Origin of the sequence: Marinobacter sp. SS13-12 (assembly GCF_030227115.1) — a bacterium.
Classification (GTDB): domain Bacteria; phylum Pseudomonadota; class Gammaproteobacteria; order Pseudomonadales; family Oleiphilaceae; genus Marinobacter.
Genome location: NZ_JASSUA010000002.1, coordinates 159837 through 172939 on the forward strand (window position 1 = coordinate 159837; position 13103 = coordinate 172939).

Sequence of the window (13103 nt, forward strand, 5' to 3'; positions counted from 1 at the left end):
GGAACCGGGTTATATGTCCTACCGGATCGGTGCTGTCCTCATATTCTGCCTGACTCTTCTGGTCTCCTGGGCGGTGGGTGGCTGGGTCGGTTACAGACAGGTGGAGCAGGAAAGCCTGGAAGAATCCTTTCGCTACCGTCAGCTCGTGGCCAACGAACTCAATCGCTATCTGCCAATACCCGAGTTGATGGCTGAGCATCCGTTACTGGCGGAGGCACTTAGTTCGCCAGACGCGGCCCGGATCATCCTGCAGGCCAATGTAGAAATGCAGCGGATGGCGACCATTGTCGGCAGTTCCGATGTGTATCTGCTGGATACAACCGGGCTGACCATCGCGGCCAGTAACTACCTGCAGAACGACAGTTTTGTAGGCCAAAGCTACCACTTCCGGCCCTATTTCAGTGATGCCATGGAGACCGGTGAGTCGGCCATCTATTTCGCGCTGGGCTCGATGTCCGGTGTTCGCGGCCTGTATTTCTCCCATCCCGTTCGTAACGAACGTGGCAACATTCTGGGGGTTATTGCAGTCAAGGTGCTGGTGCAGGAGCTTGAGTCCCAGTGGCATCGGCCTGCCACGTTACGGGAAGCCGAGATGGTGGTGCTGGATCCGGCCGGTATCAGCTTTCTGGCCAGCAAGTCCAAGTGGTTGTACCGGGATTTCAATGGCCCGGAATCGGCTGCGCCCGGCAAGGCCTCCCGCCGGCGATACCCGGACCGGGAGCTGCGCCCCATCAATTTTGAAGTGCTGGAGAAGCCCCCCGGATTGTCCGGGCAGTCTGGCAAAATCCGGATGATGGAAGAGGGTGTGGCCCGGGAATACCTGAGTATCAGAACCCCGTTGCCGAGGCTGGACTGGACCCTGCAGGTGATGGTGAGCACCCGGCCGGTGCTCTGGACCCGTCTCGGGTTTGTAGTGGCCGGAATGGTCGTGTTCTTCGGTGGTCTGCTTACCTGGCTGTACCTGCGCGAGCGATATCGCCGTGAAGCGGAACTTGCGCTTCGTGGGGAGCAACTGGAGCGCAGTGTCGCGGAGCGGACAGTGGATCTCGAGCGTTCGAATCAGCAGTTGCTGGAAGAGGTGCGCGAACGTGAGCGCACCCAGAATGAGCTGCGCGAGACCCAGCAGGAGCTGATTCAGGCGGCCAAGCTGGCCGTGCTGGGGCAGATGTCGGCTGGCCTGAACCACGAGATGAACCAGCCGCTGACAGCCATTCAGACATATGCCCGCAATAGCCGGCGCTTCCTCGAAAAGGGCGCATCCGAGATGGTGGAGGCCAACCTCGTTGAGATCGTCAGTCTGTGCGACAAAATGGCCGAGCTTACCCGTCAGTTCAAGGTCTTCGCCCGCAAATCCGAGGGGCCACCCACTGTTGTGGACCTGCGGCAATCGGTAGATGCTTCGCTGAAGATCATCGCGGCCCAGGACAACAGTTCCGGTATTGATATCCGCTGGAACCGCCCGGAGCATCCGGTAATGTGTCACGGTGACCTGATACGGATCGAGCAGGTGATGGTGAACCTTCTGGCCAATGCGGTTCAGGCTGTAGATGGAACTGAACAGCAGAAGATTACGATTGATATTGATGGGGACAATGAGAACTGGCGGTGTACCGTGCGAGACAGTGGTTCCGGTTTGCCGGGTAACAGCGAGCAGATTTTTGAGCCCTTTTTTACCACCAAGTCGGTCAAGCAAGGACTTGGTTTGGGCCTTTCAATATCGCGCCAGATCGTGGACGCCCTGGGCGGAAGCCTGACAGGGCGCAACCGGAGTGACGGCCCCGGTGCGGAATTTGTGCTAACTCTGAAGAAGCGGGAGACCACGGAATGACAGACGTATCGGTAATCTTTGTGGATGACGACCCGCACATACGCCAGGCAATCGCCCAGACCCTTAACCTCGAAGACATGCCGGTTGCCTGTTTTGAGGATGCTCCATCCGGCCTGGAGAAAATAACATCCGAGTATGACGGCGTTGTGTTGTGTGACTACAACATGCCGGGTATGGATGGCATCGAGATGCTGGACCGGGTAAGGGCTGTGGATGAGACCATCCCGGTGATCATACTCACGGGGCAGGGCGACATAAGCACGGCGGTGACTGCCATGCAGCGTGGCGCCTATGATTTTATAGAGAAGCCGTTTGATGAGGACGAGCTTCTTGAACTGCTGCGCCACGCCCTGGAGAAACGTAACCTGGCTCTGGAAAACCGTCGCCTGAAAGCTCAGTTGAAGCAGCTGGCACGGCCTGGCCCCCGTATTCTGGGGAATTCTCCGAGCATGCAGAAGGTGGTGGCGACCATTGATCCGATTCTGGATATTTCCGCCAATATTCTGCTGCAGGGGGAGACCGGCTCCGGTAAGGATGCAATTGCACGGTATATCCATGAGAACAGCCCCCGCAGTAGTCACAACTTCGTGGCCATTAACTGTGGCGCGGTGCCGGAGCACCTGATTGAGAGCGAGCTCTTTGGCCACGAGGCCGGCGCCTTTACCGGCGCGGACAAACGCCGCATTGGTAAAATCGAGTATGCCCACAAGGGCACCCTGTTCCTGGATGAACTGGAAAGCATGCCCATGGCGCTTCAGGTGAAGCTGCTGCGGGTACTCGAAGAGCAGCGCGTTGAACGCCTGGGTAGCAATCAGGTGCAGGAAGTGGATGTGCGCATCATTGCTGCCACCAAGGCTGACCTGAAAACACTGAGTGACGAATTTGAGTTTCGGGCCGACCTGTACTACCGTCTGAACGTGGTGAAGGTGGATATTCCGCCGTTGCGTGAGCGCAAGGAAGATATCCCGCTGCTGTTTCACCACTTCGTACTGATCGCAGCGGCCCGGTATGACCGCGAGAGTATTCCACTCGATGCCAGCCAGGCAGCACGGTTGATGCAGCATTCCTGGCCGGGCAATGTGCGGGAGCTGCGCAATCTGGCAGAACGTTACGTGCTGCTGGGGCCAGCGGCACTGAAAGAAGACGACCCGTCCGCGACCGCTAATGTGGCGGCGCGCCAGACCCTGTCGGAAATGATGGACGGGTTCGAGCGTTCGGCGATCATAAGCGCGCTGAATGCCTGCCAGGGCAGCATCAAGGACACCATGGTCCAACTCGGCATCGCCCGTAAAACGCTGTACGACAAGATGAGAAAGCACGGGCTTGATAAGTCGCAGTTCAAGGATTGAACCGCACCACAGGCCGTTGATCTAGATGTGGTAACGCCTTTCCGGGCGCCCAACGCTGCCGTAAGTCACTTCCGCCGTCAGCTCACTCATGCCCACCAGGAACTCCAGGTAGCGGCGGGCAGTAGTTCGCGATGCCCCCATGGCATTGCCGACTTCTTCCGCGCTCCATTGGCCGCCCGATGAGACGACCTCGCGGATTTTATCCAGCGTAATACTGTCAATGCCCTTGGGCAGTCTTTCCGGCCGCTTCGGCGGGGAGGAGTCGCCACTTCTGGGTAGCAGGACATCAACTTCTTTCTGTGCGACCTGCACGAGGCCCGACAGGTGCTGCAGGTGGTCGCGATAGCGGCTGACGGCCTCCTCGAGACGCTCAAAGACCAGGGGTTTGAGAATATAATCGAAAACGCCACCACGCAGGGCGCTCCTGAGAGAATCTACCTCCTTGGCAGCGGTGATGAGAATGACATCGCTACTGCTATCCTGAGCCCGGAGCTCCCGGAGCAGTTCCAGCCCGTTGCCATCCGGAAAATAGATATCCAGCAGGATCAGGTCGGGTGCCATGACTTCAGTGAGATCACGGGCGTCTTCGAGGCTGTGAGCGATGCCACACAGCTCCACGTCGTCAAGCCGCTCCACAAACCGTCGCTGGATTTCGGCAATCCTGCGGTCATCTTCGACGATCAGGATTCGGATAGTGGTCACTGGTGATCCCTCCCTTTACCGTGTTTCGGAAGGTAGAGTGTGAAGCGGGAGCCTTCCCCGGGGAGATCGTCAACCGTGATGGAGCCTCCCCAGCGATTCAGGAACTGACGCACCAGGTGCAGACCATAGCCGTGTTCCGTGCCCTGCTTTGTGCTCACGCCTTTCTCGAAAATTTTCTGCCGCGCGTCTTCGGGAATGCCCGGCCCCTGATCCTGAACCTCGAAGATCAGTTCATGGCCGAGGTCTGTCATGGACAGCTGAACAATTCCACCAGCACCGGTCTGCTGGCGTGTTGCTTCCAGGGCGTTGTCGATCAGGTTGCCCAGCACGCTGACCAATTGGTCACGGGGCAGGTCCGGTGGAATATCCGTCATGCGACTTTCGGAATCAATATGGAGCCGAAGGCCCATTTCCCGGGCCCGGTTGTATTTGCCCAGAAGGCAGCCGGCGATCACGGGATCGGGGACGGCATCCAGCAGCAAGTGAATCAGAGCCTGGTGATCGCTGACTTCGCTGCCGATCAGGTTCAACGCCTCCTCGTAGGCTTCGATCTGGATCAGGCCGGCAATGGTGTGGAGTTTGTTGGAGTATTCGTGGGTCTGGCTTCTCAAGGTATCAGCGTATTGCTGTATGCGGGTAAGTTGCCGGCTCACCTGGTCCACTTCGTCCCGTAGCCTGAAACTCGCCACCACGCCGATAATTTCTGTGCCCTGGCGGACGGGTAACCGGTTGACGATCATTTGCCGATTTTGCAGCCAGACTTCCCGGTCAAAGTCGGGAACACCGGATTCCAGTACCGAAAGCAGGTCACTTTCCGGTAGCACTTCGAGAATTGGCCTGCCTGTAAGGGGAGTGTCGGGATCAATGCCAAGAGTTTCCAGGGCAGTCCTGTTAAATGTGGTAATGACGCCGTCACGGTTGATGGCGATGATGCCTTCCCTGACCGACTGAAGCGTGGCGTCCCGCTCCTGGAACAGGCGTGCGATTTCCTCCGGTTCCAGTCCGAATATGGCGCGCTTGAAACGGCCGGCAATGACCATGGCAATGAATATGCTGACCAGGAGGGTGAGACCCACAACGCTGTACAGCACGAAACTGTAGCGTCTGATAATCGCATCCACCTGATTGACCCCATAACCCACCGACACAATGCCGATAATATCCCCGGTATCCGGATCAATCACCGGTGCCTTGCCACGCATGGATTCGCCGAGGCTGCCCTTGGCTCTTGCAACGTAGGCCTCGCCCTCCTTCAGGGCGCGCAGGCCCCAATCGCCGTCATCGTCTGCCATGGAACGGCCGATGCGGTCCGCGGTGGGATGCGCAAGCCTGATGCCGTAGTGGTCGCCAATAACAATGAAAAGGGCTTCGTTGGTCAGTGTCATACGGGTTGCCAGCCGGTTCAGTTCGTCGATGTCCCGCTGCTGCACGCCTTCAATGACTGAGGGGGCTGCCGCGACGGTTTTCGAGACCATAAGCGCCCGTTGTCCGATTTCATCAAACAGGGAGTCACTGAGGTAATAGCCGGCGAACACGCCAATCAGGATCGTCTGCACAGCGCTGACGAATCCGAGCGTGAGGATCATCCGGGTTTTCAGTCTGGTTTTTCGGAACACGTTGTCAGCAATGATTGGTTCGTTGTCGTTATAGGGTCAGGTTAAATCACCGGTTGCTGTATTACCCGTAAATTTTATGAACTAAACGCCCTTTAGTTTCTTTAAAGGCATTACGCGCACAAGCTTCTGGCTGCATTGGTCAGCCTCTAACCTCTGCCTTGTACCGCTCTCCGTTGGCTCTGCCCCGGAAGCGCTCATAACAACAAGACAGAGGTGACAATCATGATGATCAAACGATGTCTGTCGTTCGTCGCGGCAGCGGCTTTCAGCCTTCATGCCACCGCGTGGCAACCTTCCGGAAAAGTTGAATGTATTGCCCCGTCAGATCCGGGCGGTGGCTGGGATTTCACCTGCCGCAGTGCCGGCAATGTGCTCAGGGACCTGGGACTGGTCGATGGCAGTGTGCAGACGGTGAACATGGCAGGGGCCGGGGGTGGCGTTGCGTACGCTCACACCGTCAGCAAACGCGCTGAAGATGACAAGCTGATCGTAGCGGCATCAACAGCAACCACCACTCGTCTGGCCCAGAAGCAGTTTCCCGGTCTGGACGCGGACATGGTGACCTGGATCGGCGCGCTCGGTGCAGATTATGGCGTTATTGCCGTGGGCAAGGACTCTCGGTATGAGAATCTGAATCAGCTGCTGGACGCTATCAAGGAGAACCCCAAGTCCGTCAAGTTCGCCGGTGGCAGCGCCAGGGGCGGCTGGGACCACCTGAAAGTCCTGATCGCCGCAAAGGCTGCGGGTGCCGATCAGCTGCCCGCCATTCCCTACCTTTCCTACAACAACGGCGGCGAGGCCATGACCCAGGTAGTTGGCGGTCAGGTCGACGCCTTTACCGGTGACGTCTCCGAAATAACCGGCTTTATGTCATCCGGTGATCTTCGTGTGTTGGCGGTGCTGGCGGATGAACGCCTGCCGGGTGATTTTGCCGATATCCCGACAGCGAAAGAGCAGGGCATCGATGCGGTTGGCCCGAACTGGCGGGGCTTCTACATGCCTAAAGGCGCCTCCAGTGAGTCGAAGACATTCTGGACCAACACGATCAATACCCTCTACGCCAGCGAGCAGTGGAAAAAGGTCATGAAGGCCAACGGCCTCATCCCGTTCCATCCTCCTGCAGGCGAGTTTGACGGGTTTGTTCGGCAACAGGTGCAGGACATTGAGGACCTGTCCCGGGAAATAGGGCTGCTGAAATGACTGGCCTTGGTGATCGACTTCTTGGGCTGGGCCTTCTGGTTCTGGCAGTTGCCTATGGCTGGATTGCACAGCAGTGGCCCGAGCCCTTTGGCGGCGCGGAAACCGTGGGGCCGGAAACCTTCCCCACCATCCTCGCGGTTGTTCTGGCCGCCGGCAGCATCTACCTGATGGTCAAGCCGGACCCGGACGCCCAATGGCCGCTGGGCAGGACAGCACTGGAGCTCGTGGTGTCCCTGGTTGTTCTGGTGGTGTACGCGATGTTGCTTGAACCCCTGGGGTTTGTCATTTCGACAACCCTGGCGGTGGGCACCCTTAGCTGGCGCATGGGTGCTCCGCTCAGGCGCGCCTTTGTGACCGGGCTGGCAAGCGCTGTGGTGGTGTTCGTGCTGTTCAACTACGGCCTGTCCCTGAACCTGCCCGCCGGCCCGCTGGAGGTGAACTGATGGAAACGCTTGGATTTCTGATGGAGGGGTTCGCGGTTGCCCTTACACCGTACAACCTGATGTTTGCCCTGTTCGGCGCCTTTGCCGGCACCCTGATCGGCTGCTTGCCGGGTCTCGGCCCCGCCAATGGTGTGGCAATTCTTATTCCTCTGGCATTTGCCTTGGGGCTGCCCCCGGAAACAGCCATGATCCTGCTCACCTCGGTGTACGCGGGCGCCATGTACGGTGGTCGCATTTCTTCCATCCTGCTCAATATCCCCGGTGATGAGCCGGCCATGATGACCTGTCTGGACGGTTACCCCATGGCCAGAAAGGGGCGCGCCGCAGATGCGCTGGCAATCTCTGCCATTGCGTCCTTCTCCGGCGGTCTCATCGGCACGATCGGCCTGATCATGTTGGCGCCTGTGCTGGCAAGGTTTGCGCTGAGCTTCGGGCCAGCCGAGTATTTCGCGCTGTTCCTGCTGGCCTTTGCAACTCTTGGTGGTATTACCGGTAAAAATCCGATGAAAACCGTTATTGCCGCCACACTGGGGATCATGATCTCGACCGTAGGTATCGATATTTCCACCGGCACCCAGCGCTATACCTTTGGTGTACTGGAGCTGTATGAAGGCATCGACTTTATCCTCGCCATCGTTGGCCTGTTCGCCATCTCTGAGCTGCTGTTTTTCGTCGAGTCACGCATGGGTGGCGGGCGCGAAAAGATGAACGTGGGTAAGTTGACGCTTACTTTCAAGGAGATCATGTCAACCGTTCCCACCCAGTTGCGTGGTGGTGTGCTCGGGTTTATCTCGGGGGTCCTGCCAGGTGCAGGTGCTTCTCTGGGCAGCTTTATCAGCTACACCCTGGAGAAGCAGGTGCTGGGCAGGAAAGGCAACTTCGGGGAAGGCGACATTCGCGGCGTAGTAGCTCCTGAAGCGGGTAATAACGGTGCGTCATCGGGCGCACTGGTTCCCATGTTGACCCTGGGTGTACCGGGAAGTGGTACCACGGCGGTTCTGCTGGCGATGCTGATTTCGCTGAACATCACACCCGGCCCGCTGATGTTCACCCAGAACGCGGATATTGTCTGGGGCGTTATCGCAGCCCTTCTTATCGGGAACGTCCTTCTGTTGCTGCTGAACATTCCGCTGGTCGGGTTCTTTGTGCGGCTGCTGTCCGTTCCCCCCATGTACCTTTTGCCCATCGTGACCATGGTGGCTTTTGTAGGCATCTATTCGATCAGCAACAGCGCCTTCGACCTGTATTTCATGGTGGCCTTTGGTGCGGCGGGGTATTTCCTGCGCAAGCTGGAAATACCGGTGGTGCCGATCATCCTCGGCCTGTTACTGGGGCCGGAAATGGAGAAAAACCTCGGGCATGCCCTGGTGCTGTCTGACGGTGACTGGAGCGTCCTTTGGGCCAGCACCCTGGCCAAGAGTTTCTGGCTTGTTGCCGGCCTGAGCCTGGTGCTGCCTTACGTGGTTGGCCCCATGCTGCGTCGCCGCATGAACGCAGCCATGAAGGAAAGCCCGGTAAGCGATTGAGCGTGGTCCGGCTCATTTCAACGGATCTTTGTCAGTCCTGAAAAGCAATAAATACAATCAAGAGAGGAATTATCCGATGAGAAAACAAAAACTGATGGTGTCATGTGTTGCTTTGGTAGTTTGCGGTTTCTCCGCACCCGGAGTGTTTGCCCAGTCCAAAGTGCCGAAGGTTTCCAGTGAGGTGCCAGTGTCGGACGTCGCCATTGATGTCTACGGCCAGCTGAACTACGGCGTTCTGGTCGGGGACACGGGGGATGGCAGCGAGCACTTCATTGTTGATAACGACAACAGCGGTAGCCGGATCGGGGCCAGGCTGAAAGGCGATCTCGATGGCACGAATCTGGCAATCGGTGCCCATGTGGAGCTGGAGTACCAGCAGAATGCTTCCAACAAGGTGACCCTTGAAGAGCGGTCAATCAGTGGCGAATTCAACGAGCGTCAGCTCAACCTGTTTGTTTCAGGTGGATTCGGCAAGTTATCACTTGGTCAGGGCGACGGGGCGGCAAACGGAAATATCGAACGGGACCTGTCGGGTACCAAGGTTATTTCCTACACCAACCCCAGCCTGGTCGGTGGCAGCCTCGACTTTCTGGATGATGCCACCAGTACCCGGGTCGCGCTCGGGGCAACAACAAGTGACCAGGACTTCGAGAGCCGTTATAGCCGTGTGAGATACGACCTTCCCGCCATGGGAGCGTTCAAGCCCGTGATAAGCCAGGGTATTAAAGGCGGTGATGATGTGACGGAAGTTGGCGTCAGGTTCTCTGGTGAGTTTGGCGGCAAGATTGACGGTGCATTGGGGTATTCCGTCAGGGATATTGGTGGTGTAGCTGGCGATTCTGAAACAATGGGAGGCTCACTGTCATGGTTGCATGGCAGCGGTATCAACCTCACGGGGGCCTACTCAACCACCAGCGACGATAACCCGGCCAATCCCGATGCCGATTTCTATCTCGCCAAACTGGGCTACAAAATCGGCAGGCACGCCTTCGATATTCACTACATGGAAACGGAAGACCGGGCGGAAAAGGGCGATTCGGCGGAAACCCTCGGGGTAGGTTATGTCTTTACCCCGATCAAGTGGTTTGAGACCTATGCCGGGTACAACAACCATTCCCTGAATCGCTCAGGCGCAGACTTTGACGATGTCAGCACTGTGCTGGTCGGGGGGCGCCTCAAGTTCTGAGCGGCCCGCATCTGTTGTTGTGCCCGGGTGAATAACCCCCACTTTGCCGCACCGGCTTCCCGGTGCGGCTTTTTTGCGTTTACCTGAACGATCAGAGATTTGCTTCCGCGTATTCCGCCAGTACCGACCTGGGCACGCCCTGCAGGTGAATATGCCCGCCATGGCGGAAGCTCTTGAAGCGTTCGGTCATGTAGGTCAGGCCTGAGCTCAGGGCACTCAGGTACGGGGTGTCGATCTGCGCCAGGTTGCCCAGACAGATCACCTTGGAGCCGTTGCCAGCACGAGTGATGATGGTCTTGATCTGGTGTGGTGTCAGGTTCTGGGACTCGTCGATGATGATCAGGCTGTGCTGGAAGCTGCGCCCGCGAATGTAGTTCATGGATTTGAAGTGCAGGGGCACCTTGCTGAGGATGTAATCCACGCTGGCGGTCATGTTCTCGTCGTCTTCGTGGAGCGCTTCCAGGTTGTCCACAATGGCGCCCAGCCAGGGCTCCATTTTCTCGGCCTCGGTGCCGGGCAGGAAACCGATATCCTCGTCCAGCCCCTGAGTGCTGCGGGTAGCGATAATGCGTTTGTAGATCTTGCTGGCAACGGTCATCTCGATGCAGGCAGCCAGGGCCAGGATGGTTTTTCCGGAGCCGGCGGAGCCGGTGAGGTTCACCAGGTGAATGTCCGGGTCCAGCAACAAGTTGAGGGCAATGGCCTGGTAGATATCCCGCGGCACCAGACCCCAGACTTCCTCGTTCATCAGGTCGTGCTGATGCAGGTCGCGGATGACAATCTGGTTGTCGCTCAGGTCAGACACCTTACCCACGAAACCCTGTTCATCAATCACGAACTCGTTGATCGTCAGCTTGGCCAGGTCGCCCTCGCGACGCAGGATGTGTTCGGTGATGCCCTCCCGCTGGATGGTTTCCACTTTTTCGATGGTGTCCCAGAAGGAATTGGCGAACTCCTTGTAGCCCTTGGGTAACAGGTCGATGTCGTCCAGCAACATGTCGTTGTGGTAGTCCTGGGCTTCCACGCCGAAGCCCCGGGCTTTCAGGCGCATGTTGATGTCTTTGCTGACAAGGATGATATCGCGGGACTTGTGGCGGGCCTGCAGGGCGGCCAGGGTATTGATGATCTTGTTGTCGTTGAGGTGTTCCGGCAGGCCGTGATTGCCATGATGTTCGGTGCTCATCAGTATGGACAGTGCCCCCAGGGGTTCTGCCTTCTTGCCGCGCACGATAGGAACGCCTTTCTCGATGTCTCCGGGGCTGGCGTCTCCCAACAGCTTGTCGATATTGCGTATGGCCTGGCGGCAGTCTGCGGCGACCGCCTGCTTGCCGGATTTGAGACTGTCGAGTTCTTCAAGGACCGTCATCGGGATAATGACGTCATGTTCTTCAAAATTCAGGAGGGCGTTCGGGTCGTGGATGAGGACGTTGGTGTCGAGGACATACATCTTTCTGCGAGCCTGCGGTGCTCTTGGCATAGGGTGTGATACCTCTCTGGTCAGCCGTTCCCGGCACAGCGGTTGGTGAGCTCCTGGTCGGAGATCAGTTTGAGCATGTCATACGTGGTCACAATACCGGTGATCTTTTCGTCTTTGGTGATGAAAATCCGGTGCAAATGTTCACGCATCATCATGTCGGCAATGTCGCGCACCGGAGTCTGCTCGTCAACCGATAGAACAATGGGCGTCATGATGTCGCGAACTTCCACCGGTACCTTGCCCATTTCCTCGAAAATGGCCATGCGCAGGCGTCGGGCTTCCTGCTCTTCTTCCGGAGTCATGCGGGTATCAGTTTCCGGCCGGCTGGCGTTCCAGCGAAATTCGGTGATGTCCTTGAGGGTGGCAATACCGACGATCTCACCGGTTTCATCGGTAACAGGGCTGCCGGTTATCTCATTGTCGGTGAGGAATCTTGCCAGCCGGTCCATCGTCCATGACTCGGGTACGGCCTTGATACTCGGGGTCATGATCTCGTAAGCGAGAACGGTCATTTACGGTTCGGCTCCGTTAACAGGTCCATTGTAAAAGAGCTTAGCTGTTAGTTACTGGCTAGTCATCCCCTGATTGAGTTTTGGGGGTCACACCCTTCAGTTTGCCATCGTCGTCGTAAACCAGCTCGTGGTTCTGGTAGCGATCCCACCGGGCCACACGCTCTAGCTGTTCGATTGAGCGGATGGGAATATCCACCAGCAGGGTGTTTACCAGCCAGCCGGGTATCGATCCGTTGGGGTTGGTGTGCTGTATCCAGATCATGCGGGTCTGGTCGCCCTCGGGGATGAACCGGTACAGGGTGTCGGACTTGTCGACGCGGACATAGTCACTTTCTTCCTCACGCTGGTCGGGGATGGCGTTGAGGTCCATCACGATCTCGCCGTTGTTCTGGTCACCCCGGGTGCGAATGCGGATGACATAGTCCCGGTCGGTGACTGGCCAGGGCATGTCGTTGACCGAGTAGGCGTAGCGGTCATGGAAGCTGCCGTCACCGAAGGCGTAGGATTCAGAGCAGTTGTGCACCCATTCCACGCAGGACTCCGGGTTGACCATCACGGCCATGAGATTTTCGATGGGCACGTCGAGAACCGCCTCGGCCTTGAATGCCTGGAAGCTGGAGTCGGGCTGGTCGATGGTGAGTACCCGGATGTTGTCGGTTTCCTTGCGAAGGCTCCAGCCGTCGGCGTTTTCATCCGGCAGCTGCGCCAGTGCAGTGGCCGAGACCATGGCGGACACAATGGTCGTCATCAACAGTGTGGTCAACGCCCAAATCCGGCGGTTGATGCCCGGGGCCTTCAGGTTATGCATAGGTTTCACATCCTTGGAAATGTCCGGGCGAGTCTATCATGGGTGGTGTCTTGCCTTGCGGATGTAATCGGGGGATTGTGAACTGGGTAACTGACTGAAATTCTGAAGGTAACTTTTGGCCTGATTTGATGGGCAGAATGGGCAGAGTGAACGACTCCGGCAGGTTCCCTGCCGGAGTCGGAGGAAAAAGGGCGGGTCCGGTCAGTGCTCCGGCAGGGTCACATTCAGTTCCAGCACTGAGCAGCTGTCGTTGCGGTCGACTTCCACCTGCACCATATCATCGCTGATCTGAACGTACTTGCGGATGACCTCAAGCAGCTCTTTCTGCAATGCTGGCAGATAGTCGGGCTGTTCGCGCTGGCCCCGTTCGTGGGCAACAATGATCTGCAGACGTTCCTTGGCAACACTGGCAGAACGGTTGTCCTTCTTACTCTTGAAATAGTCGAAGAAACTCAT

The 13103-nt window shown here is 57.6% G+C and carries 12 protein-coding genes; 6 read left to right on the plus strand and 6 right to left on the minus strand.

Annotated features, from left to right (window positions below):
* Positions 1–13 precede the first annotated feature (13 nt).
* Complete coding sequence (locus QPL94_RS13720; protein ID WP_285358119.1) at positions 14–1828, plus strand: sensor histidine kinase; 1815 nt, start codon at positions 14–16, stop codon at positions 1826–1828.
* Positions 1825–3177: a sigma-54-dependent transcriptional regulator gene (locus tag QPL94_RS13725; protein ID WP_285358120.1), complete on the plus strand. Its 1353-nt coding sequence runs from the start codon at positions 1825–1827 to the stop codon at positions 3175–3177. The genes QPL94_RS13720 and QPL94_RS13725 overlap by 4 nt, the downstream gene beginning before the upstream one ends.
* 21 nt (positions 3178–3198) lie before the next feature.
* Here the strand turns inward: QPL94_RS13725 and QPL94_RS13730 are convergent, their stop codons facing one another.
* On the minus strand, positions 3199–3879 hold the full coding sequence (locus QPL94_RS13730; protein WP_285358122.1) for a response regulator: 681 nt from the start codon (positions 3877–3879) through the stop codon (positions 3199–3201).
* On the minus strand, positions 3876–5465 hold the full coding sequence (locus QPL94_RS13735) for an ATP-binding protein (RefSeq protein WP_285358124.1): 1590 nt from the start codon (positions 5463–5465) through the stop codon (positions 3876–3878). Before QPL94_RS13735 ends, QPL94_RS13730 begins: the two co-directional genes overlap by 4 nt.
* Positions 5466–5717: 252 nt before the next feature.
* On the opposite strand from QPL94_RS13735, the gene QPL94_RS13740 reads away from it, so the two are divergent.
* The 4 genes from QPL94_RS13740 to QPL94_RS13755 all read left to right on the plus strand — a co-directional run bounded on the left by QPL94_RS13740 (position 5718) and on the right by QPL94_RS13755 (position 9850).
* Positions 5718–6695: a Bug family tripartite tricarboxylate transporter substrate binding protein gene (locus QPL94_RS13740; RefSeq protein WP_285358125.1), complete on the plus strand. Its 978-nt coding sequence runs from the start codon at positions 5718–5720 to the stop codon at positions 6693–6695.
* The gene (locus QPL94_RS13745) at positions 6692–7138 is read left to right on the plus strand and encodes a tripartite tricarboxylate transporter TctB family protein (protein WP_285358126.1); all 447 of its coding nucleotides are present in this window, start codon (positions 6692–6694) and stop codon (positions 7136–7138) included. Before QPL94_RS13740 ends, QPL94_RS13745 begins: the two co-directional genes overlap by 4 nt.
* Positions 7138–8664 carry a tripartite tricarboxylate transporter permease gene (locus tag QPL94_RS13750; protein ID WP_285358127.1) on the plus strand — a complete coding sequence of 509 codons (1527 nt, stop codon included), beginning with the start codon at positions 7138–7140 and terminating at the stop codon, positions 8662–8664. Before QPL94_RS13745 ends, QPL94_RS13750 begins: the two co-directional genes overlap by 1 nt.
* A 76-nt stretch (positions 8665–8740) precedes the next feature.
* Positions 8741–9850, plus strand: a complete 1110-nt coding sequence (locus tag QPL94_RS13755) for a porin (protein WP_285358128.1) — start codon at positions 8741–8743, stop codon at positions 9848–9850.
* A 91-nt stretch (positions 9851–9941) separates the two neighbouring features.
* Here the strand turns inward: QPL94_RS13755 and QPL94_RS13760 are convergent, their stop codons facing one another.
* The 4 genes from QPL94_RS13760 to minE form a co-directional block, all read right to left on the minus strand.
* Positions 9942–11327, minus strand: a complete 1386-nt coding sequence (locus tag QPL94_RS13760; RefSeq protein ID WP_502881549.1) for a PhoH family protein — start codon at positions 11325–11327, stop codon at positions 9942–9944.
* Between the two features lie 20 nt (positions 11328–11347).
* Complete coding sequence (locus tag QPL94_RS13765; protein ID WP_285358129.1) at positions 11348–11839, minus strand: CBS domain-containing protein; 492 nt, start codon at positions 11837–11839, stop codon at positions 11348–11350.
* Positions 11840–11897: 58 nt separating this feature from the next.
* Positions 11898–12647 carry an START domain-containing protein gene (locus QPL94_RS13770; protein ID WP_285358130.1) on the minus strand — a complete coding sequence of 250 codons (750 nt, stop codon included), beginning with the start codon at positions 12645–12647 and terminating at the stop codon, positions 11898–11900.
* Between the two features lie 201 nt (positions 12648–12848).
* Positions 12849–13103, minus strand: a complete 255-nt coding sequence (minE, locus tag QPL94_RS13775) for a cell division topological specificity factor MinE (RefSeq protein WP_137437499.1) — start codon at positions 13101–13103, stop codon at positions 12849–12851.

Bases quoted from the DNA above. Each gene is read 5' to 3' on its own strand.
- QPL94_RS13720 (WP_285358119.1), top strand. From the start codon at position 14: ATGTCCTACCGGATCGGTGCTGTCCTCATATTCTGCCTGACTCTTCTG.
- QPL94_RS13725 (WP_285358120.1), top strand. From the start codon at position 1,825: ATGACAGACGTATCGGTAATCTTTGTGGATGACGACCCGCACATACGC.
- QPL94_RS13735 (WP_285358124.1), bottom strand. From the start codon at position 5,465: ATGATCCTCACGCTCGGATTCGTCAGCGCTGTGCAGACGATCCTGATT.
- QPL94_RS13740 (WP_285358125.1), top strand. From the start codon at position 5,718: ATGATGATCAAACGATGTCTGTCGTTCGTCGCGGCAGCGGCTTTCAGC.
- QPL94_RS13745 (WP_285358126.1), top strand. From the start codon at position 6,692: ATGACTGGCCTTGGTGATCGACTTCTTGGGCTGGGCCTTCTGGTTCTG.
- QPL94_RS13750 (WP_285358127.1), top strand. From the start codon at position 7,138: ATGGAAACGCTTGGATTTCTGATGGAGGGGTTCGCGGTTGCCCTTACA.
- QPL94_RS13755 (WP_285358128.1), top strand. From the start codon at position 8,741: ATGAGAAAACAAAAACTGATGGTGTCATGTGTTGCTTTGGTAGTTTGC.
- QPL94_RS13760 (WP_502881549.1), bottom strand. From the start codon at position 11,327: ATGCCAAGAGCACCGCAGGCTCGCAGAAAGATGTATGTCCTCGACACC.
- QPL94_RS13765 (WP_285358129.1), bottom strand. From the start codon at position 11,839: ATGACCGTTCTCGCTTACGAGATCATGACCCCGAGTATCAAGGCCGTA.
- QPL94_RS13770 (WP_285358130.1), bottom strand. From the start codon at position 12,647: ATGCATAACCTGAAGGCCCCGGGCATCAACCGCCGGATTTGGGCGTTG.
- minE (WP_137437499.1), bottom strand. From the start codon at position 13,103: ATGAGTTTCTTCGACTATTTCAAGAGTAAGAAGGACAACCGTTCTGCC.